A 20,027-nucleotide genomic window follows, 5' to 3' on the forward strand; every position below is an offset into this window, starting at 1 on the left:
CGTTGCGAACCTCCAGCGACGCCAATCATAGGAGCGCTGTATGAATCTCATAATCAGTGGACATCACCTCGATCTGACGCCTGCCATCCGCGAATACGTGGAGAACAAACTGGACAGGATTATTCGGCATTTCGATCATGTCATTGATATTGCAGTCATCCTTGGGGTTGAAAAGCCCTCTGAAAAAGACAAGCGGCAACGCGCCGAAGTCAATCTGCGCTTAAGGGGAAACGTCATTCATGTCGAGAGTTTTGCACAGGACGTCTACGCGGCGATCGACACGCTGATGGACAAGCTGGACCGCCAGGTACTCAAGTACAAGGCCAAGCTGCAAGACTACCAGTGCGACGCCATCAAACGCATGCCGGAACCGCAGCCGGCTGAATAAGGAACCCAGGTTCCCTTGCCGCCAAGACGGCAAGCCACTCTCAAACGATCAAGGGCGCCGAGGCGCCCTTTTTGCTGGCCGGATGACATGCATTTCCAAATGCATGTCCGCTGCTCCTGTCTTCAGTCGAATCTTCAGCCGGAACACGGACTGTCGGGCCGGCGACTGCGGCCCTCATCCATCGCCGATACAATAAGCTCGTTCTTTTATTCTTCCTTTCATCGTCGGCCCCCGACAGCCAATCACTCCATCCCATGACAGACTTCGTCCAAACCGCTCTTTCCAACGGCATCGGCATGATCACGCTGGACCGCCCCAAGGCATTGAACTCGCTCTCGCTCGACATGGTGCGCGCCATCACGCAGTCGCTGCTTGCATGGCGCAACGATGATTCGGTGCGCGCGGTGCTGATCCGCAGCAGCAGCGAACGCGCATTCTGCGCCGGCGGCGACATCCGCTTCTTTTATGAGGCCGGACACAGCACGCCGCAGGCAGGCAGCGCCCTGCTCGAGGACTTCTTCACCGAAGAATATGCGCTCAACCATCTGATCCATACCTATTCCAAGCCCTATATCGCCCTCATGGACGGCATCGTGATGGGCGGCGGCATGGGCATCGCACAGGGCGGCGAAAGCAACCGCATGCGCATCGTCACCGAGCGGACCAAGATGGCGATGCCGGAAGTGAATATCGGGCTTTTTCCGGATGTCGGCGGCAGCTATTTCCTGTCGCGCTGCCCGGACCAGATCGGCACCTATCTTGGCGTGACGGGAGAAGTCATCGGCGCGGCCGACGCATTGCTCGCCGGACTGGCGGACGTGTTCATCCCGTCTACTGCATTGAACGCCCTGTTCGACATGCTGGCATCGAGCCGCGCCACGGATCTGCGCGCAGCCGTCCTGGAATTCGGCGCGCAGTTCCGGGCCGAGGCCGATCCGGAAGCAAGCCTGCTTGCCGCGCAGCGCGGCAAGATTGCCCGGCACTTCGCGGCGGAGTCGGTGCATGCCATCGCCGCATTGCTCGCCAATGACGATGATGCGTTTGCGCAGAAGACCTTGGCCGTCATGCAGAAGCGCTCGCCGCTGATGATGTGCGTGACGCTGGAACAGTTGCGGCGGGGTGCTGCGCTGGGCGTGGCGGACTGCCTGCGCATGGAGCGCACGATGGTCCGGCGCAGCTTCGAGAACGGCGAGGTGCTGGAAGGAATACGTTCGGTCGTCATCGACAAGGACAATGCGCCGAAATGGCAGCCCGCTTCGCTCGATGAAGTGGATGCCGCAATGGTGGAGCGCTTCTTCGCGCCGGCCTGGCCGGCGCATGCGCATCCGCTGCGCGAGCTGGATTAAATCTCGTCGACCGTGAACAGCCGGCGGTGCTCGCGCATCGCATAGCGATCCGTCATGCCGGCGATATAGTCCGACACCTTGCGTGCCTGCACATGCCGGACCTCGTCCTGACCGGCATCACCCTGCCCGCGCTGCACCTGGTAATCCGGCGGCAGCAGGCGCGGCTCCTGCATGAAGGCGTCGAACAGGTCGCGCACGATGCGGCGCGCCTTGCTGGTCATCCGGTTGACCTGATAGTGCTGGTACAGATTGTGGCGCAGGAAACGCTTGAGCAGGACAGCCTCGTTTTCCATCGCAGCCGAAAAGCGGATCAGCGGCGCGGCATTGCGCACGTCCTCGGCCGACTCGACTCCTGTCTGGGCGATGCGCTCCTGCGAGGTATCGATGAGGTCGACGATGAGGGCATTGATCATGCGCCGTATGGTTTCGTGGATGGCCCGCCTGCCGGTGATGCCGGGATAGGCAAGTTCTACCTCCCTGCGATGGCGCGCATAGAGGTCCACTTCATCGAGCTGCGCGGTGGTCAGCAGGCCGGAGCGCAGGCCGTCGTCGATGTCATGGTTGTTGTAGGCGATTTCATCCGCCAGGTTGGCCAGCTGGGCCTCCAGCGTCGGCTGCTTCTTTTCGATGAAACGCGCGCCGACATCCCCAAGCTTGGCTGCATTCGGCAGCGAGCAGTGCTTGAGTATGCCTTCGCGGGTTTCGAACATCAGGTTCAGGCCGTTGAAGGCGCCGTAGTGCTCTTCCAGGTCGTCGACCACGCGCAGGCTCTGCAGATTGTGCTCGAAGCCGCCGAACGCCTTCATGCAGTCGTTCAGGGCATCCTGGCCGGCGTGGCCGAATGGCGTATGCCCGAGGTCATGCGCAAGCGAGATGGCTTCCACCAGGTCTTCGTTCAGGCGGAGATTGCGGGCGATCGAGCGGGCGATCTGCGCCACTTCGATGCTGTGGGTCAGGCGGGTGCGGAACAGGTCGCCTTCATGGTTGACGAAGACCTGGGTCTTGTATTCCAGGCGGCGAAACGCCGTCGAATGGATGATGCGGTCGCGGTCGCGCTGGAATTCGGTGCGCGACGGCGGTGCCGCTTCGGGGAAGCGCCGACCTCGCGATGCCTCGGAGCGCGCGGCATAGGGAGCGAGGTGGGCTTCGTAATTCATCGTCTGACGCAGGCTTTCAATGTGGCCAGCAGGGCTTCCTGGGGTACCGGCATGATGACCGAGGTGCCCAGCGGCTTGAGCAGGATGAACTTGATCTGGCCGCCTTCGTTTTTCTTGTCGACTTCCATCAGCTCCAGCCAGCGGTCTTCACCGAGGTCGGGCGCCTCGACAGGCAGGCCGGCCGCCTTCACCAGCGCTTCGATGCGCTCGCGCGTGCCGGCATCGATGAAGCCGAGGCGATGCGACAAATCGGCGGCCATCACCATGCCGCAGCCGACCGCCTCGCCATGCAGCCATTCGCCGTAGCCGAGGCCGGATTCGATCGCGTGGCCGAAGGTATGACCGAAATTCAGGATCGCACGCAGCCCCCCCTCCCGCTCATCCTGACGGACGACGTCGGCCTTGATTTCGCAGGAACGCCGGATCGCATGGGCCAGCGCCTCGGGATCTTTCGCCACCAGCCTGGCGATGTTCGCCTCGATCCAGTCGAAGAAAGGCGGATCGATGATGGCGCCATGCTTGATGACTTCCGCCAGGCCGGCAGACAGTTCGCGCGGCGGCAGCGTATCGAGCGTGCCGGTATCCGCGATCACCGCCTGCGGCTGGTAGAAGGCGCCAATCATGTTCTTGCCAAGGGGATGATTGATTCCGGTCTTGCCGCCGACGGACGAATCGACCTGGGACAGCAGGGTTGTGGGAATCTGGATGAAGGGCACGCCGCGCATGTAGGATGCGGCGGCAAAGCCGGTCAGGTCGCCGATCACGCCGCCGCCCAAGGCGATCAGGGTGGTCTTGCGGTCGCATTTCTCGGCCAGCAGCACGTCGAACACCTTCATCAGGCTGGCCCAGTTCTTTTCTTCCTCGCCATCGGGCAGGACGACGGTCGTGACCTGCTTGCCCGCACCGGCGAGCTGGCCGGCCAGGCGCTCCAGATAGAGCGGGCCGACGACGGTATTGGTGACGATGACCACGCGCTTGCCGCGCACGTGGCGGCTGACCAGATCGGCGTCGTCGAGAAGGGATTGTCCGATCGAGATCGGATAGCTGCGTTCGCCCAGATCGACCTGGAGGGTGATCGGCATGCTGTGCTGCGTCATGGCAAGAATCTTATGTCGGTTGGTTAGGCTTGACCTCGCTCTGGCCGGCAGTGTCGCCCGGACTGGCTTCAAGACCCAGCTGAGTAATGATCGTTTGTACAAGGGATTGTACGTTAGGTCGGCCGGTTTCCACCACGTGATGCGCCAGCTCGAGGTAATACGGTTCGCGTTCGCGGGCCAGCTGCTCAATGCGGCCGCGCGGGTCGGCGGTCTGCAGCAGCGGACGGTTCTTGTCGTGGCTGGTGCGCTGGAGGATGCTGTGGACGCTGGCGCGCAGGTAGATCACCGTGCCGCGGGTCTTCAGGTATTCGCGGTTTTCCGGTTTCAGGATGGCGCCGCCGCCGGTGGCAAGCACGATATCCTGCAGACCGGTCAGTTCGCGGATGACTTCCGATTCGCGATGGCGAAAGCTCGCCTCGCCTTCGATTTCGAAAATCAAAGGAATAGAGGCGCCTGTGCGCGCCTCTATCTCATGATCGGAATCGATGAACCGCTTGTTCAGTCGCCTGGCAAGGGCGCGGCCGACGGTCGTCTTGCCTGCGCCCATGAGGCCGATTAGAAAAATGTTTCCCGACATAATGATGGGCGTTCGCCCGCTGAAGACAAACGCCAGAACTGTTTACACCTCTACGAACCCATTTAAGTAAATTTTACACGCAGGTGGGACGGCACTTGTCGAGGTGTCCATGCGGTCAGGTCCACGCCATCTCCTTTCCGGATGCCGTTACCCGCGCTACGTGTCAGCGTAACGGTAACCGCATGTCGTGTACTGCCCGCACCACCTGCCAGAATACGGTTATCGTATCCGACCGAATCCGGCGCAACGGTCACTGTAGCATTAGTCTGGCTGGCTGCGGAAACCGTTGTGCTTTCAGGAAGAAGATTATTCTAGTCATCACGGACATCGACATTCATGGCACTTAGCGTGCCGAGATGCGTTCAGCGACAATCTTCGGCGTGATGAAGATGAGCAGTTCCGTCTTGTCGTTGGTGCGCGCCGTGCTCTTGAACAGGTAGCCCACTACCGGAATGTCGCCGAACAGCGGCACCTTCGAATCGCTGGTGCGCTCGACCTGCTGGAAGATGCCGCCCAGTACCACCGTGCCGCCGTTTTCGACCAGCACCTGCGTCTTGACATGCTTGGTGTCGATGGCAAAGCCGGCACGGGTCTCGACGCCGACGCTGTCCTTGTTGACGTCCACGTCAAGGATGATGTTGCCGTCGGGCGTGATCTGCGGCGTGACTTCCAGCTTGAGATTGGCTTTGCGGAACGCGATCGAGGTGGCGCCGCTCGAGGTGGCGACCTGATACGGCAGTTCCGTTCCCTGCTCGATCAAGGCCTTGAGCTGATCGGCGGTTACGACGCGCGGGCTGGAAATGATCTTGCCCTTGCCGTCGGCTTCGAGGGCCGACAGTTCGAGGTTCAGGAAGCGGTTGGCGGATGCCGAGAACAGGCTGATCGCCAGGCTGCCCGGATTGACACCGTTGATACCCGCCGCAGGCAGGTTCACGAACTGGGTGTTCGGAACATAGCTTTGATCGGTAATCACCGCCTGGCCGGTCTGCTCGCCTACGCCCTGGTAGGTGCCGGTGAGAGCCGCGCGCCCGCTGCCGCCCACGCCGTAGCCGACGTCGCCTCCGCGGATGTTGCGCAGATCGGAAAAGCCGAGCTTGGCGCCGAGGTTGCGGCTGAACTTGTCGTCGGCTTCGACGATCCGTGCTTCGATCAGGACCTGCTTGGAGGCGATGTCGGTCTTCTGCACCAGCTTGCGGACTTCCTCGAGCTTGGAGGCGATGTCGGTCACGAACAGCTGGTTGGTGCGGGGATCGATCACTGCACTGCCGCGCTTGGACAGGATGCGGTTCTTGCTGTCGCCGCTGCCGCCGGCGCTGTCGATGCCGAACACCTGCTTGAAGGCTTCGGCCTTCTGGTAGTTCAGCTGGAAGGTTTCGGTTTTCAAAGGCTCAAGCTCGGCGATCTGCGCCCTCTGTTCGAGTTCGAGCTTTTCCTTGGTCAGCAGTTCGTCCTTCGGTGCGATCCACAGCACGGTGCCGTTCTTGCGCATGTCGAGGCCCTTGGCCTGCATCACGATGTCGAGCGCCTGGTCCCAGGGCACATCCTTCAAGCGCAGGGTCAGGTTGCCGCTGACGGTGTCGCTGGTGATGATGTTGAGGCCGGTGAAATCGGCGATCACCTGCAGCACGGCGCGCACTTCCACATTCTGGAAGTTGAGCGACAGGCGCTCGCCGCGATAGCCCTGCGTGCCCTGGACCAGCTTGTTCGGATCTTCCTTGATCGGCTTGACCTCCACCACGAGCTGGGTGTCGCTCTGGTAGGCGCTATGTTCCCACAGCCCCTTGGGTTCGATGACCATGCGCACGTTCTCGCCCTGCGGCGTGGTGGTGATGGTCTGTACCGGCGTGCCGAAGTCGGCGACATCGAGGCGGCGGCGCAGCACGTCGGGCAGGCTGGCCTTCTGGAAGTCGATGACGATGGATTGCCCCTGCTGGCGCACGTCGACGCCGACCTGGCTGGGCGGAAGATCGACCACGATGCGGCCTTCGCCGTTGGCGCCGCGGCGGAAGTCGACATCCTTGATGGTCTGCTTGCCGGCGGCGGCTGGCGCGGGACGCTGGACCGGCAGCCCGGATGCGGAGACCGGCGTGGCGAGGCCCCCCGAGCTGTCGATGGTCACGACGACCGTCTTGCCGTCGACCGCCGTCGCGTAATTGAGCGGGCGCAGCAGATTGAACACCAGCCGCGAACGCTCGCCGGCCTGTACCAGATTGACGTTCCTGACGTCGCCCATGCCGATATCCTGCACCGACTTGCCGGTGCCGTTGGCCGTGCCTGCGAAGTCGAGCGCGATGCGTGCCGGGCTGGTGATGGAGAATCCGATCGGCGGCTTGGTGACCGGGTTCTTCATCGTCACCTTGACGATGATGTTCGACCCCTGCTGATTGGCATTGATCGATTCGATGGCGTTTTCCTGCGCAAAGGCCAGGCCGGCCTGCAGGGCAAGAAGCAGCACCGCACACTGCCGCATCGACTTTCGCGCGATGGTTCCAAGCCCGTCGCGATGGTTTTGCACTGGCTTCATTTCTGGTTCTCCTGCAACTCTAGCTTGGCTTTGCGCTCGGTCCACTCGCCGGCCGCGTCGCGCACGATTTCCTTCAGTTCCACTTCCGTCTCGCCGATCCTGGTGATCATCCCGTGGTTCTGGCCGATGTAATTGCCGACCTTCACCTGAAAGACCGCCTTGTCCACCTGGAGCAACGCATAGGTGAGGCCCGGCTTCTGCAGCGTGCCGACCATGGTGATGGTGTCGAGGGGATGGTTCTCCAGCGGGTCCCTGCGCCGGTCGAGATCGGGCTTGATCGCGCTGTTGGCGTTGGCCTGCAGCTTCGCCAGCGCCGCCGACAGCTTCGCCGGGCTGTAGGGATCGACTTCATTCTTCGCCGCGTAGACGAAAGGCGCGAAGGTCTTCGGGGCGGCGATCTTCTGCACGGAGACCGGCGCCTGCCTGCGCGCCTCGTCCATCCATGCCCTGACTTCGTGCACGCCGCCGTCGCCGCAGCCGGCCAGCACGGCCAGCATGGACAGCGGCAGGAGGGAAACGCCCCTGGCAAGACAGCGGTTCAATGTCATTTCTTCGCTCCCTTCGCCTTCTTCTCCGCGGCGGCCTTGCGCTGCGCATCGATTTCTTCCTTGTCGAGATAGCGGAAGGTCTTGGCAACCGCCTCCAGCGTCAGCGAGCCGTCCTTGCCGGCGACCAGGCCCATCTTGTTGAGCGTGACGATGCGCGGCAGGTTGGCGATATCGCTGGTGAAGGCGCCGACGTCATGGTAATTGCCCACTACCTTGATATCGATGGGAAGCTCCGCGTAATAATCCTTGACCAGCACCTGCCCCGGCTTGAAGAGTTCGAACTGCAGCCCTCGTCCCAGGCCCGCCTGGTTGATGTCGGAAAGCAGCGCATCCATCTCGGCCTTGCTCGGCAGCTGCTTTTCCAGCGTGGCGACATACTCGCCGACCTGCTCCTTCTGCTTGCGCAGGGCCTCGAGATTGACCGCCTGCCGTATCTTGATGGTGTATTGCTCGCGCAGGCGCACCTCCTCCTCCTCGCCCTGGGTCAGCTCGTCGATCTGCCCGCTGAGGTAGAGGAACCAGCCAAGGAAGGCGACGGCAACGATGGCGCCGAGACCGCACATGAGCCGGGGAATCAGCGGCCACTGTCCCGGGTGCCTGCCGTTGAGGCCGCGGAACTGCGCCGCGACCGATTCTGCAAGTTTTTTCAGATCTGTCATCGCTCTATCCCGTCAGGACTTCTTTGCCGCTGCAGCGTCCGCCGCAGCCGCGCTGCCGGCTGCGCCGCCCGCCGTACCGCCGGCGCCACCTGCGGCATCCTTGTCGCGGGGGCGCTTGATGCCGACATTGACGGTGAAGTCGTACACTTTCTTCGCGTCCTTGCCCTGGCCGAGGCTGGCCAGGCGGATCTCGATCAGGTCGGGGCGCTCCAGCCAGGGCGAATTGTTGCCGAGGTTGCGCAGCAATTCGGAGACGCGTTCGTTGGACTGCGCATATCCCATCAGCACCACGCGCTGGTTTTCCTCCTTGAAGGAGCGCAGGTAGATCCCTTCCGGCACCTGCCTGGCGAGTTCGTCCATCAGGTAGACGGGCTGGTTGCGGTCGCTCTGGAGATCCTCGACCGCCTGCTGGCGGGCCTTGAGGGCTTCGATCTCTTCCTTGAGCGTCTTGATTTCCTTGATCTGGTTGTCAAGCTTGGCGTTTTCAGCCTTGATGAAATCGTTGCGCTGGTTCTGTTCGGAGATTTGCGCGGCGATGATGCCGCCCGCGGCCACCACCAGGGCGCCGCCCATGACGGCCGAAAGCGCAAGCATGCGCAGAAAGGCCGCCTTGCGCTGCTTGCGCTTTTCCTCGCGGTGAGGAAGCAGGTTGATCTTGATCATCAGTCGAATCTCCGCATCGCGAGTCCGCAAGCCACCAGATAGGAAGGCGCTTCGGCCCGCAGCTGTTTTTCGCGGACGTTGCCTGCAAGCTGCATGCCCTTGAACGGGCTGACGACGGAGCTTGAAATCTTGGTGCGTTCGGCGACCAGTTCGACCAGCCCGGGAATGATCGCGCATCCGCCGGCGAGGAAGATCTGGTCGATATGGGTATAAGGCGTGGAAGTGAAGAAGAACTGGATGGCGCGGGTGATTTCCAGCGCGGCGTTTTCCATGAAGGGCTGAAGGAGTTCGCGCTCGTAGCCCTCGGGCAGGTCGCCCGCGCGCTTTTTCGATTCGGCTTCATCGAACGACAATCCGTAGGCGCGCACGATATCCTGGGTGAGCTGGTTGCCGCCGAAAGGCTGCTCCCGTTCATAGATGGCCTGTCCGTCCTGCAGCACCGACACATGGGTCACCTGCGCGCCGAGCTGGAACAGCGCGACGATCTGCCCCTGGCCGCCCTTGGGTAACTGTGCGGTAACGCGGTCAAGCGCCGCCCTCGCCGCATAGGACTCGATATCCATGACGAGCGGCTTCAGGCCGGCGGCTTCCGCGACCGCGACGCGGTCTTCCACCTTTTCCTTGCGGGTGGCGGCGATCAGGACATCCACATCCTCCGGCGCGTTCTGCGCCGGACCGATCACGTCGAAGTCGAGGCTGACTTCCTCGAGCGCAAAGGGAATGTACTGGTTGGCTTCGCTTTCGACCTGCACCTCCAGCTCGTCTTCGGACAGGCCCGCAGGCAGGATGATCTTCTTGGTGATGACGGCGGCCGGCGGCATGCCGAGCGCAACATGCCTGGCGCGCGTGCCGCTCTTTTTCCAGACCCGGCGCACGGCTTCGGATACCTGATCCAGGTTTTCGATATTGCCGTCGACGACGGCGCCGCGCGGCAGCGGTTCGCTGGCGAAACGCTCGAGGCGGTACTCATTCTTGCCCGCATCCGACAATTCGACAAGCTTTACGCCCGAAGTACTAATATCCAGTCCGACGAGCGGTGGATTTTTGTTGCCGAGCAAGATTCCGAGATCAATGGCCAAGGGTCCTTCTCCCCGAAAATGTGGTTTATTGCGTGAACGCACCACTTACTTGGGTGTCGAAGCAGCGAAACGCGATGTAAGCTTTTGAAAAAAACGTTTAAAAACCAGTATTTAGGTGATAAACATCCAACCTTACATTAAATCCTAGCAATAAGGATTGCGAGGTGTAAAGTAATTTCCATGGAGTAACACTCTTTTCCGTTGCCATTTGCCCACTCCACGGGCACTCAGGATAACATTTCCTGAAACAAACAGTTGAAATTTTACTAATATCCGTTCCGGTTGCCCACGGCTATAATCAGACGGTCCACTTTTGTCTCTTTTTTCGCATGTCCCGACCAAATGCCGCAGGCAGCCCCTCCAACGTGCCGCCCAAGGGCAACAACTCTTTCCTTCTCCGCCTGACGCTCAAGCTGTTCGCAGGCATGCTCGGCCTGTTGGTGGTCGGTGTACTGATTCTCGGCTTCGCATTGTCGATGGCGTATCCGAATCTGCCCTCGCTGGAGGCGATCACGGATTACCGTCCGAAGATCCCGCTGCGCATCTTCTCGGCCGACAATGTGCTGATCGGCGAATTCGGCGAGGAGCGCCGCTCGCTGGTGCGCATCAACGACGTGCCGGACATCATGAAGAAGGCGGTGCTGGCCATCGAGGACGACCGCTTCTTCGATCATGGCGGCGTCGACTACGTCGGCATCGCACGCGCAGCGCTGCACAACCTGACCAGCAATTCCCGCCAGGGCGCCTCGACCATCACGCAGCAGGTGGCCCGCAACTTCTTCCTGTCGAGCGAGCAGACCTTCAAGCGCAAGCTCTATGAAGTGCTGCTGGCGTGGAAGATCGAGCAGAACCTGACCAAGGACCAGATCCTCGAGATCTACATGAACCAGATCTATCTGGGTCAGCGCGCCTACGGCTTCTCCGCGGCTGCGCAAATCTATTACGGCAAGAAGCTGTCCGACATCACGGTGGCCGAAGCCGCCATGCTGGCCGGCCTGCCGAAGGCACCCTCGGCCTACAACCCCGTCGCCAATCCGAAGCGCGCCCGCATCCGCCAGCAGTACATTCTGCAGCGCATGCTGCAGCTCGGCTATATCTCGCAGGACGATTACGAAACCGCCAAGGACCAGGTCCTGAAAGTAAAGACCTCCAGCAGCGAGTTCGGCATCCACGCCGAATACGTGGCCGAAATGACCCGCCAGCTGGTGTACGAGCAGTTCAAGGAAGAGACCTATACCCGCGGCCTGAACGTCTACACCACCATCACCAAGGCCGACCAGGATGCCGCCTATCTGGCCCTGCGCCGCGGCGTGATGGATTATGAAAAGCGGCATGGCTACCGCGGGCCGGAGGGCTACATGGAAATTCCCGCCGCCAAGGACGAGGCGGAGGACGCGATCGAAGTCGAGCTCGCGGAGCATCCGGACAGCGACGACATCGTCGCCGCAGCCGTGCTGGAAGCGTCGCCGAAGCTGGTCAAGGCCATGCTCTCCTCCGGCGAGGAAATCGAAATCACAGGGCCGGGACTGAGCTTTGCCACCCACCTGCTGAGCGACAAGGCGCCGCCCAACAAGCGCGTCAAGCGCGGCGCCATCATCCGGGTGACCCAGGAAAACAAGGTGTGGAGCATCACCCAGATGCCGGAGGTCGAGTCCGCCTTCGTCGCGGCCAATACCGAGGACGGCGCCATCCGCGCCCTGATCGGCGGCTTCGACTTCAACCGCAACAAGTTCAATCACGTGACGCAGGCATGGCGCCAGCCGGGTTCGTCGTTCAAGCCCTTCATCTATTCGGCATCGCTGGAGAAAGGCCTGTCGCCGGCTACGATGATCAACGACGCGCCCATCGTGTTCGACGCCGGCCAGACCGGCGGGCAGGCCTGGGAGCCGAAGAACTACGACGGCAAGTATGAAGGCCCGATGACCATGCGCAAGGGCCTGACGAAATCGAAGAACATGATTTCGATCCGCATCCTTCACAAGATCGGCGCGAAGTACGGCCAGGAGTATGCAACCCGTTTCGGTTTCGAAGCCGAGAAGAACCCGCCCTACCTGACGCTGGCGCTGGGCGCGGGCGCGGTGACGCCCCTGCAGATGGCGGGCGCCTATGCGGTATTCGCCAACGGCGGGTACAGGGTCAGCCCCTACATCATCTCGCGCATCACCGACAGCAGCGGACGCATCCTGTCGCAGGTCAATCCCGAGCGTGCGGGCGACGAGGCGAACCGGGTGATCGACGAGCGCAATGCCTTCCTGATGGACAGCATGCTCAAGGATGTCGTCAAGTCCGGCACCGCCACGCGCGCACTGACCCTGAAGCGGCCGGACATCGCCGGCAAGACCGGCACCACCAACGATTCCTTCGATGCCTGGTTCGCCGGCTATCAGACCAAGCTCGTCGGCGTGGCCTGGATCGGTTTCGACCAGCCGAAAAACCTCGGCAACAAGGAAACCGGCGGCGGCCTGGCGCTGCCGATCTGGATCAGCTACATGCAGAAGGCGCTCAAGGATGCGCCGGTGGAAGAAAAGGCAATGCCGGAGGGCGTGATCCAGGTGGCCAACGACTACTACTATGCGGAGAATCCGCCCGGGATGGGCGTGCGCAGCCTCGGCCTGAGCGACAAGCCGGCGGATGAAGAGGAAAAACCCAAGGATGAAGTGAAGAACGAACTGTTCTGACCGATTCGGAACCGGTTTATCAAACCAGGCCCGTTTCGGGTTCAGCTGCAAAAAAGCCGAAGCATTGCGCTTCGGCTTTTTCATTTGCGTTGCCGTGCACGGTCTCACGCATTCTCTGAAGGCGCCATGCGCCTGGCTGCGCTCAGCTCGGTGTTCAGCCCAGCTGCAGCGGCAGGCCGCTCTGATCGCTGGCAATGGCGGACAAGGCCTCGAACAATTCCGTCTTGTCGCGCGTATTGATCCACTTGCCGTCTTCATAACGGTAGTGGAAGCCGCCGGATCTCGCCGCCACCCAGATTTCATGCATTGCTGCCTGGCTGTTGACGATCACCTTCGATCCATTGTCGACGAACTCGATCTCGAGCACATTGCCGCTGCGGCTGCATTCGATGTCGAGATCGGTGTCGTTCACGGCGTTTTCGAATGCGGTCTCGATACGCGCCAGCGTCCGTTCGGCCAATGCCAGGAATTCGGTTTCTGTCATGCTACACTCCAATGAATTTTCCCAAATCGTGATTCTAATCGTGAAGTCCGCCTCCCATTTCATCCTGATCGCCGCGCTGGCCAGCGTTGTGGCCGCCTGCGGTCAGAAAGGGCCGCTGTATCTGCCCGGCAAACCGGCACAGCCCGTGCCTGTTCCGCCGCCGCCGCAGACCGTCCCGGTCATGCCCTCCACATCCCAGTAAGCCGTATCCGCCATGTCCCACTTTGCCTACAAGAACGGCGTGCTGCACGCCGAAAACACCCCGCTGACCGCCATCGCAGAACAGTTCGGCAGCCCGACCTACGTGTATTCCAAGGCTGCGCTGGTCGAAAATTTCTCGGCCTATTCGCAAGCCTGCAAGGCCAACGGCCGCGACGAATCGACAGCGCTTGTCTGCTACTCGGTGAAGTCGAATTCCAACCTGGCGGTACTGAATCTGCTCAGCCGCATGGGTTCCGGCTTCGACATCGTGTCCGGCGGCGAACTGCTGCGCGTGATCGCCGCCGGCGGCGATCCGCGCAAGGTCATCTTCTCCGGCGTGGGCAAGACGCATGAGGAAATGCGGCTGGCACTGTCGCACGACATCCTGTGCTTCAACGTGGAATCCGCCGCGGAGCTGCAGCGTCTCAACGACGTCGCCGGCGAAGCAGGCAAACAGGCGCCGGTCTCCCTGCGCGTCAATCCGAACGTCGATGCCAAGACCCATCCCTACATTTCGACGGGACTGAAGGAAAACAAGTTCGGCATCGCCTATGACGAGGCGCTGGAGACTTACCGCAAGGCGGCCAGCCTGCCGCATATCCGCGTGGTCGGCATCGACTGCCATATCGGCTCGCAGCTGCTGGACGACGCCCCGCTGCTGGAAGCCTTCGACCGGCTGACCGAGCTGGTCGACCGGATGAGCGAGGAAGGCATCCATGTGCATCACCTCGACATCGGCGGCGGCATCGGCATCAACTACAACAATGACCAGCCGGTGGCTGTCGGCGATTACCTGACCCGCCTCTTCCGCAAGGTCGATCAGTGGCGCCAGCGCCGCTACCAGGGCGCGCCCATCCAGGTGCTGTTCGAACCGGGCCGCTCCATCGTCGGCAATGCCGGCGTGCTGCTGACGCAGGTGGAATACCTGAAGCACGGCGAAGCGAAGAATTTCGCCATCGTCAATGCGGCGATGAACGATTTGATGCGCCCCGCGATGTACGAGGCATGGCATGGCGTGCAGGCGGTGACCCAGCGCGCCGCCGCCGCCAGGACCTATGACGTGGTGGGTCCGGTCTGCGAATCCGGCGACTGGCTGGCGCGCGAGCGCGACCTGGCCATCGAGCAGGGCGACCTGCTGGCGATCATGTCGGCCGGCGCCTATGGCATGACGATGTCATCCAATTACAATACCCGCGGCCGCGCCGCCGAAGTAATGGTCGACGGCGACAAGCTGCACCTGATCCGCAAGCGCGAAGCCGCGAGCGAGCTGTTCACGCTTGAATCCGTGCTGCCGTAAGCATCAGGCAGACAGCAGTCACAATGAGCAGTCAAATCGGCGCCGGCTTAGTCCGGCGCTTTTGCATTCTGGGCTTGAGCACGTTCCAGTACACCCGTGTCAGCAGCAGCACGCCCATGATGGCGCCGAACAGGATGGGCTGCTCGAAATCGTTCTTCCCTGCCTTCATCCACCAGTAATGCAAAATGCCGAGCGGGCCGATCAGGTAGATCAGGCGGTGCAGCCATTGCCAGCGCTTGCCGCCGAGCCTGCGGATCATGCCATTGGTGCTGGTCGCCGCGAGCGGAATCAGCAGCACGAAGGCAATGAAGCCGACCAGGATGAACGGCCGTTTCACCACATCCTTGAGCATTTCATCGATCTCGAAGAAATGATCGAACCACAGGAAGGTGGTGAAATGAAGGACGGCGTAGAAGAAGGCGAACAGGCCGAGCATGCGCCGCAGCTTGATCAGCCAGTTCCAGTTGCTGATGCGGCGCAGCGGCGTGACGGCCAGCGTCAGGCACAGGAAATACAGCGTCCAGTCGCCGGTGCTGCGGGTGATGAACTCGATCGGATTGGCGCCGAGGCGGTCGGTGAAACCATAGGCCACCAGGCGCGCAAGGGGCAGTAGCGATGCAAGGAATACGATGCGCTTGATGAGCGTGATCTGCCGGGAATCGGGATTGAACATGGCCAAAGTCTCCTTGCGGCGGGAGAATCGCCGCCGCGTTCGGATGGGGCTTGCAAGTCGGGAATGCGCATGCGCGTCGGCATGCGCATGTCATGCCTCTCAGTAGAACTTCTTGAGATCCATGCCCGTGTAGAGGGAAGCAACGTCGCTGTAACCGTTGAACATCAGGGTCTTGCGCTTGCGGGACAGGAAGCCGTCTTCGCCGATGCGGCGCTCGCTTCCCTGTGACCAGCGCGGATGGTCGACGTCGGGATTGACGTTGGAATAAAAGCCGTACTCCTGCGGCGCGGAGAGATTCCAGGCGGTCTTCGGCTGGTCCTTGGTAAAGCGGATCTTGACGATCGACTTGGCTGACTTGAAGCCGTACTTCCAGGGCACCACGATGCGTACCGGTGCGCCGTTCTGGTTGGGCAGCACTTCGCCGTACATGCCCAGCGTCAGCAGCGTCAGAGGATGGTTCGCCTCGTCCAGCCGCAGACCTTCGACATACGGCCATTCCAGTACCGGGCTGCGCAGGCCGGGCATCTGCTTCTTGTCGGCCAGCGTGATGAATTCCACGTATTTCGCATTGCCGGTCGGCTCGACCTTCTTGATGAGTTCCGACAGGGAATAGCCAACCCAGGGAATCACCATCGACCAGCCTTCGACGCAGCGCAGCCGGTAGATCCTCTCCTCCAGCGGCGCCAGCTTGAGCAGGCCGTCCAGGTCGACCGTCATCGGCTTCTTGACCTCGCCTTCGATGGCGACGGTCCAGGGGCGTGTTTTCAGCGTGCCGGCATTCGATGCCGGGTCGGACTTGTCGGTGCCGAATTCGTAGAAATTGTTGTAGGTCGTCGCGTCCTTGTAGGACGTCGGCTTGTCCATGATGACGAAAGCCGGATTGGGTTTGGCAGCCAGTTTCTGCGCGCCGGGAGCCTGGGCAAACGCTTTGCGCATGGCCATTTCGGCGAGGGCGCCGCCGGCGATGCTACCGACGGCAAGCTGCTTGATGAAGCTGCGCCGCGATTCGAACACCGAACGCGGCGTGATTTCGGAGCCGAATGGAATATCGATGCCGTTCGGACTGCGTTTGATCAACATGATTGCTCCGTAGGAATGAAATTGTTGGTCTTGATGCTGTCTTTGTCTACTGAGACAAACAGAACCTTACAACAATTTCACTGGCTTCCTGGAAGCATCGCTTTTTTCTTACAGCGCTCCGTAGGAATGCAGCCCGGACAGGAACATGTTGACGCCGAGGAAGGCGAAGGTGGTAATCAGAAGGCCCACCAATGACCACCATGCCGCGACCTGTCCGCGCAGGCCCTTCATCAGGCGCATGTGCAGCCATGCCGCATAGTTGAGCCAGACGATCAGCGCCCAGGTTTCCTTAGGATCCCATGACCAGTAGCCGCCCCAGGCTTCGGCCGCCCACAGGGCGCCGAGGATGGTCGCGATCGTGAAGAAAGCAAAGCCGACGGCAATCGCCTTGTACATGACGTCGTCCAGCACTTCGAGCGCCGGGAGCCGGTCGGCAAAGATGCCTTTCGTCTTGAGCAGATAGGCCACCGCCACCATCGCCGCCAGCGCAAACGTGCCGTAGCCGATGAAGTTGGCCGGGACGTGGATTTTCATCCACCAGCTCTGGAGCGCGGGAACGAGCGGCTGGATTTCCGACGCCTCGCGGCTGATGGTGTACCACAGCAGGAAACCGACCGCCGCCGAGATGACCAGAAGGACGAATGCGCCGAGCTGCCTGGTCGCATAATGCTCCTCGTAATACAGGTAGAACAAGGCCGTGATCAGGCAGAACAGGACGAAGACTTCATAGAGGTTGGAAATCGGAATGTGGCCGATGTCGGCACCGATGAGGTAAGACTCGTACCAGCGCACCAGCATGCCGGTAAAGCCGAGAACCACCGCCGCCCAGCACAGCTTGCTGCCCACCGCGCCGCCGAAATCCGCGCGGGCCAGCAGGCCGCCCCAGTAGAACAGGGTGGACAGGAAGAACAGCGTGCTCATCCACAGGATTGCGGACTGGCTCGAGAGCGCGTATTTCAGGAAGAACTTGCCGTTGGCCGCTTCGAGCGATCCACCGTACAGGGAAATCGCGAACAGCGAGAGGACGGCCAGGACCGCCATCAGCCAGCGAACCTGTTTCCATTGCCAGCCAAGCCATGTGAAGACGGGCGCCGAGAGCAGCAGGATCGCTTTCTCGTACACATCCATGTAACCGGCAAAGCGATTGAATGCGAACAGCGCGCCGGCCAGCAGCAGTGCGGCATAGCCCCAGTCGACGATGCTTAGCCGCCGGAAGTAGCCTGGCGGCGGCGTGTAGATTTGTGTTTGTGTCAGATCCATTGCTCTCTCCGTAGTGCTGGTCATGCCGGACGCCATCATGACAGCACGCAATCAAACTGCATGCCGGCGGTAATGCAGAGGAAGCGTCCGCTTCGCATGCCTTGTCTCTCTTGTGTCGCTTGTTTCGATGCTAGCTCAATTCGTCTGTGCAAGCTGCGTCTTGAGCGTCTCGAATTCCTTTTCGAAATCCAGTGTCTTGCGCTGCGCGCTCAGCGCCATCAGCGCATGGGTGCCGCCTGCCTCGTCCGGCTTCAGCCACACCCACAGGCGCCGCTCCCTTATATAGAACATAGCAAATACACCGAGCGTGAGAAGGAGGCATCCGAAATAAACGATATTTTTTCCGGGCGACCGGGTGACCTGCAGCACCGACGCCTTGACTTCCTCGAACTCGTTGAGCTGCAGGTAGACCGGTGCCGCATAGAAAGACGCATCGGAAATGGCATTGGTCGCCAGCTGCAGGAAACGCCCATGCTTCTCGTCCGCTGCGGCTTCCTTGAGACCGTCCTTCACACGCGCAGCTTGCCATAGTTCCCACATGCTGCCGTTCAGAATTTTCATGAAAATTTCTGCGGCTTTTTCCTGTTCCTCGGCAGGCACCCTTTCAAGGAAGCGGGTGACAGCCAGGTAGCCGCTCTCCTTTCCGTCGCCGGCGAAGATTTCCAGTCCGCGCAGCGCCGAGCGCTCGAGCTGCTCGCGCAGGCTGGCTGCATTTTCCTTCTGCTCCGGCATCGCATTCTGCGCATAGCGCTTCGCAGCCTGCTGGCGCAGCTCGGCGTTGAAGACTGCCGCGCGCAGCCGCATCCACTCCTCCACAGTATCGTTGTCGTCGGCGGGAATGCGCAGGTAGCGGAAAGGCTCGCTCGGCGTTTCCCGCATGCCGGCCAGAAACACATAGGTGCCGTCGACCTCGACCGGCTGCATGTAGTTGTGGAATTCCCTGGCCTGTCCGGTCTTGTCGCGCAGCTTGTACTGTACGCTCGGGCCGACATTCTTCAGATCCTTGTTATTGGGATTCTTCGCCGCCGAACCGAGCTGCTTGTCGAGACCGGCCGAGAATTTTTCATTGAAGCTCTTGCTCTGGTCGACCGCACGCACATCCTGGCCGCGCTGCGCCATGTTTTCCACGTTGAAGGGACGGAAACCGCTCCACTCGATGGTGTACTCGGAGCCCTGGTCGCTGCCCAGCGGCGTGGAATTGCCCACTTCCCCGGTCACTCCGAAGTGTTGATGAGACGGACCGCGCATCGAGTGGCCGGTCAGCTTGAGCCGGCTGCCGCCGTCGTCGAAACTGGACTGGTAGATGGCGATGCCCTTGTAGATCAAGGGCTCGTTGACCTTGATCGTCGATTCGAAGGTCTTGCCGGTTTCCGCATCGCGCACCACGACCTCGCTGGCGAACAGCTTGGGCATGCCGGTCGAGTAATGCTCGATGATGAATCGCTTCAGCTGAATCGAGAATGGCAATTCCTGTACCAGGACGCCGCTCTGCTGCGGAAGAATCGCGGTATTGCTGGTGCCGCCTTCGGGAATGAAGGTGTTGCCGCGGAACGAAGGATTTCCCGTGCCGAGGCGATGCTGGGCGGGAATGTCGGCGATGATGCCGCCGCCGCCGAACGGCGTCTTGCCGCCGAACCACTGCTGGAAGCGGATCGCCAGGTCCGAATCCAGCAGGCCGCCGATACAGATGATGACAATCGCGCTATGCGCAAAGATGTAGCCCCATTTGTTGGCGGCTCCCTGTTTGGCGGCGATCAGCACGCCGCCTTCCTTGCCCACCACTTTCACCTTGTAACCGCCGTCGGCAATGCGCTGCGCAAGCTGCTGCGCAAAGTTGGCGATCGGGAATGCGCTGCTCCATTCGGCCCGGTGATGAAAGTTGCGCAGCGACTGCTCCCGCACGTTCTCGCGCCAGCTGCGCATGTCCTTGAACATCTTCGGCGCGTTGCGGATGATGCACAGGCTGGTCGACAGTACCAGGAATCCCATGATGAGCAGGAACCACCAGGTCGAGTAGACGGTGTACAAGCCCAGCTTGTTGAAGACCTCGAACCAGAACGGACCGAACTGGTTGACATAGTTCGGCATGGGCTCGTTCTGCTTGAGCACGGTGCCGATGATCGAGGCAATCGCAATCAGGGTCAGCAGGCTGATCGCGAAGCGCATGGACGAAACCAGCTCGACTGCGTCGGCGAGCCAGCGGCGTTCGGTTTTCAGTTGCAACCCGGAAGTGGTAGTGCTCATGGATATTGGGGGCATCAAAACAAACAAAAGAAAAGGGGGCGGCATTCGCCACCCCCTCCATTTCTTGTTCTC

16 protein-coding genes and 1 pseudogene are annotated in these 20,027 nt (G+C 61.2%); 5 read left to right on the forward strand and 12 right to left on the reverse strand.

Annotated features, from left to right (window positions below; translation table 11 throughout):
• Window positions 1-40: 40 nt before the first annotated feature.
• A complete protein-coding gene (hpf, locus tag IGW03_RS20140; RefSeq protein WP_194724331.1) occupies window positions 41-388 on the forward strand; it encodes a ribosome hibernation-promoting factor, HPF/YfiA family in 348 nt (115 codons plus the stop codon).
• A gap of 254 nt (window positions 389-642) precedes the next feature.
• Window positions 643-1,734 (forward strand): enoyl-CoA hydratase/isomerase family protein, encoded by a 1,092-nt coding sequence (locus IGW03_RS20145; RefSeq protein ID WP_194724332.1) that lies wholly within the window; start codon window positions 643-645, stop codon window positions 1,732-1,734.
• On the opposite strand, the gene IGW03_RS20150 is transcribed toward IGW03_RS20145, so the two are convergent.
• From IGW03_RS20150 to IGW03_RS20180, 7 genes and pseudogenes are all read right to left on the reverse strand, one after another.
• A complete protein-coding gene (locus IGW03_RS20150) occupies window positions 1,731-2,891 on the reverse strand; it encodes a deoxyguanosinetriphosphate triphosphohydrolase (RefSeq protein ID WP_194724333.1) in 1,161 nt (386 codons plus the stop codon). The two genes, IGW03_RS20145 and IGW03_RS20150, sit on opposite strands and share 4 nt — an antisense overlap.
• Window positions 2,888-4,565: pseudogene (aroKB, locus tag IGW03_RS39270) on the reverse strand (bifunctional shikimate kinase/3-dehydroquinate synthase AroKB). Before aroKB ends, IGW03_RS20150 begins: the two are co-directional and overlap by 4 nt.
• 343 nt (window positions 4,566-4,908) lie before the next feature.
• Complete coding sequence (locus tag IGW03_RS20160; protein ID WP_228535833.1) at window positions 4,909-7,035, reverse strand: type IV pilus secretin PilQ; 2,127 nt, start codon at window positions 7,033-7,035, stop codon at window positions 4,909-4,911.
• A gap of 50 nt (window positions 7,036-7,085) precedes the next feature.
• On the reverse strand, window positions 7,086-7,637 hold the full coding sequence (locus tag IGW03_RS20165; RefSeq protein WP_194724335.1) for a pilus assembly protein PilP: 552 nt from the start codon (window positions 7,635-7,637) through the stop codon (window positions 7,086-7,088).
• Window positions 7,634-8,296: a type IV pilus inner membrane component PilO gene (locus IGW03_RS20170; protein WP_194724336.1), complete on the reverse strand. Its 663-nt coding sequence runs from the start codon at window positions 8,294-8,296 to the stop codon at window positions 7,634-7,636. The genes IGW03_RS20165 and IGW03_RS20170 overlap by 4 nt, the downstream gene beginning before the upstream one ends.
• 12 nt (window positions 8,297-8,308) lie before the next feature.
• Window positions 8,309-8,959, reverse strand: a complete 651-nt coding sequence (locus IGW03_RS20175) for a PilN domain-containing protein (protein ID WP_194724337.1) — start codon at window positions 8,957-8,959, stop codon at window positions 8,309-8,311.
• Complete coding sequence (locus IGW03_RS20180) at window positions 8,959-10,038, reverse strand: pilus assembly protein PilM (RefSeq protein WP_194724338.1); 1,080 nt, start codon at window positions 10,036-10,038, stop codon at window positions 8,959-8,961. Before IGW03_RS20180 ends, IGW03_RS20175 begins: the two co-directional genes overlap by 1 nt.
• A 329-nt stretch (window positions 10,039-10,367) precedes the next feature.
• Here IGW03_RS20180 and IGW03_RS20185 point away from each other — a divergent pair, with 329 nt between their 5' ends.
• Entirely contained in the window at window positions 10,368-12,716 is a 2,349-nt protein-coding gene (locus IGW03_RS20185) for a penicillin-binding protein 1A (protein WP_194724339.1), read from the forward strand.
• A 154-nt stretch (window positions 12,717-12,870) separates the two neighbouring features.
• Here IGW03_RS20185 and cyaY read toward each other — a convergent pair whose 3' ends face one another.
• The gene (cyaY, locus tag IGW03_RS20190) at window positions 12,871-13,200 is read right to left on the reverse strand and encodes an iron donor protein CyaY (protein ID WP_194724340.1); all 330 of its coding nucleotides are present in this window, start codon (window positions 13,198-13,200) and stop codon (window positions 12,871-12,873) included.
• On the opposite strand from cyaY, the gene lptM reads away from it, so the two are divergent.
• Both lptM and lysA read left to right on the forward strand, forming a co-directional pair.
• A complete protein-coding gene (gene lptM, locus IGW03_RS20195) occupies window positions 13,199-13,402 on the forward strand; it encodes an LPS translocon maturation chaperone LptM (RefSeq protein WP_194724341.1) in 204 nt (67 codons plus the stop codon). The two genes, cyaY and lptM, sit on opposite strands and share 2 nt — an antisense overlap.
• 12 nt (window positions 13,403-13,414) lie before the next feature.
• Complete coding sequence (gene lysA, locus IGW03_RS20200; protein ID WP_194724342.1) at window positions 13,415-14,698, forward strand: diaminopimelate decarboxylase; 1,284 nt, start codon at window positions 13,415-13,417, stop codon at window positions 14,696-14,698.
• A 31-nt stretch (window positions 14,699-14,729) separates the two neighbouring features.
• On the opposite strand, the gene msrQ is transcribed toward lysA, so the two are convergent.
• From msrQ to IGW03_RS20220, 4 genes are all read right to left on the reverse strand, one after another.
• A complete protein-coding gene (msrQ, locus tag IGW03_RS20205; RefSeq protein WP_194724343.1) occupies window positions 14,730-15,371 on the reverse strand; it encodes a protein-methionine-sulfoxide reductase heme-binding subunit MsrQ in 642 nt (213 codons plus the stop codon).
• A gap of 99 nt (window positions 15,372-15,470) precedes the next feature.
• Complete coding sequence (gene msrP / locus IGW03_RS20210) at window positions 15,471-16,451, reverse strand: protein-methionine-sulfoxide reductase catalytic subunit MsrP (RefSeq protein ID WP_194724344.1); 981 nt, start codon at window positions 16,449-16,451, stop codon at window positions 15,471-15,473.
• A gap of 108 nt (window positions 16,452-16,559) precedes the next feature.
• Complete coding sequence (gene ccsB / locus IGW03_RS20215; protein WP_194724345.1) at window positions 16,560-17,711, reverse strand: c-type cytochrome biogenesis protein CcsB; 1,152 nt, start codon at window positions 17,709-17,711, stop codon at window positions 16,560-16,562.
• Between the two features lie 135 nt (window positions 17,712-17,846).
• The gene (locus IGW03_RS20220; RefSeq protein WP_194724346.1) at window positions 17,847-19,955 is read right to left on the reverse strand and encodes a cytochrome c biogenesis protein ResB; all 2,109 of its coding nucleotides are present in this window, start codon (window positions 19,953-19,955) and stop codon (window positions 17,847-17,849) included.
• Between the last annotated feature and the right edge of the window lie 72 nt (window positions 19,956-20,027).

The organism is Noviherbaspirillum malthae (genome assembly GCF_015352985.1).
Lineage (GTDB): Bacteria > Pseudomonadota > Gammaproteobacteria > Burkholderiales > Burkholderiaceae_D > Noviherbaspirillum > Noviherbaspirillum malthae.

Bases quoted from the DNA above. Each gene is read 5' to 3' on its own strand.
- IGW03_RS20160 (WP_228535833.1), bottom strand. From the start codon at position 7,035: ATGCGGCAGTGTGCGGTGCTGCTTCTTGCCCTGCAGGCCGGCCTGGCC.
- ccsB (WP_194724345.1), bottom strand. From the start codon at position 17,711: ATGGATCTGACACAAACACAAATCTACACGCCGCCGCCAGGCTACTTC.
- msrP (WP_194724344.1), bottom strand. From the start codon at position 16,451: ATGTTGATCAAACGCAGTCCGAACGGCATCGATATTCCATTCGGCTCC.
- IGW03_RS20150 (WP_194724333.1), bottom strand. From the start codon at position 2,891: ATGAATTACGAAGCCCACCTCGCTCCCTATGCCGCGCGCTCCGAGGCA.
- IGW03_RS20145 (WP_194724332.1), top strand. From the start codon at position 643: ATGACAGACTTCGTCCAAACCGCTCTTTCCAACGGCATCGGCATGATC.
- IGW03_RS20170 (WP_194724336.1), bottom strand. From the start codon at position 8,296: ATGACAGATCTGAAAAAACTTGCAGAATCGGTCGCGGCGCAGTTCCGC.
- IGW03_RS20175 (WP_194724337.1), bottom strand. From the start codon at position 8,959: ATGATCAAGATCAACCTGCTTCCTCACCGCGAGGAAAAGCGCAAGCAG.
- IGW03_RS20220 (WP_194724346.1), bottom strand. From the start codon at position 19,955: ATGAGCACTACCACTTCCGGGTTGCAACTGAAAACCGAACGCCGCTGG.
- hpf (WP_194724331.1), top strand. From the start codon at position 41: ATGAATCTCATAATCAGTGGACATCACCTCGATCTGACGCCTGCCATC.
- lysA (WP_194724342.1), top strand. From the start codon at position 13,415: ATGTCCCACTTTGCCTACAAGAACGGCGTGCTGCACGCCGAAAACACC.
- cyaY (WP_194724340.1), bottom strand. From the start codon at position 13,200: ATGACAGAAACCGAATTCCTGGCATTGGCCGAACGGACGCTGGCGCGT.
- IGW03_RS20165 (WP_194724335.1), bottom strand. From the start codon at position 7,637: ATGACATTGAACCGCTGTCTTGCCAGGGGCGTTTCCCTCCTGCCGCTG.
- lptM (WP_194724341.1), top strand. From the start codon at position 13,199: ATGCTACACTCCAATGAATTTTCCCAAATCGTGATTCTAATCGTGAAG.
- msrQ (WP_194724343.1), bottom strand. From the start codon at position 15,371: ATGTTCAATCCCGATTCCCGGCAGATCACGCTCATCAAGCGCATCGTA.
- IGW03_RS20185 (WP_194724339.1), top strand. From the start codon at position 10,368: ATGTCCCGACCAAATGCCGCAGGCAGCCCCTCCAACGTGCCGCCCAAG.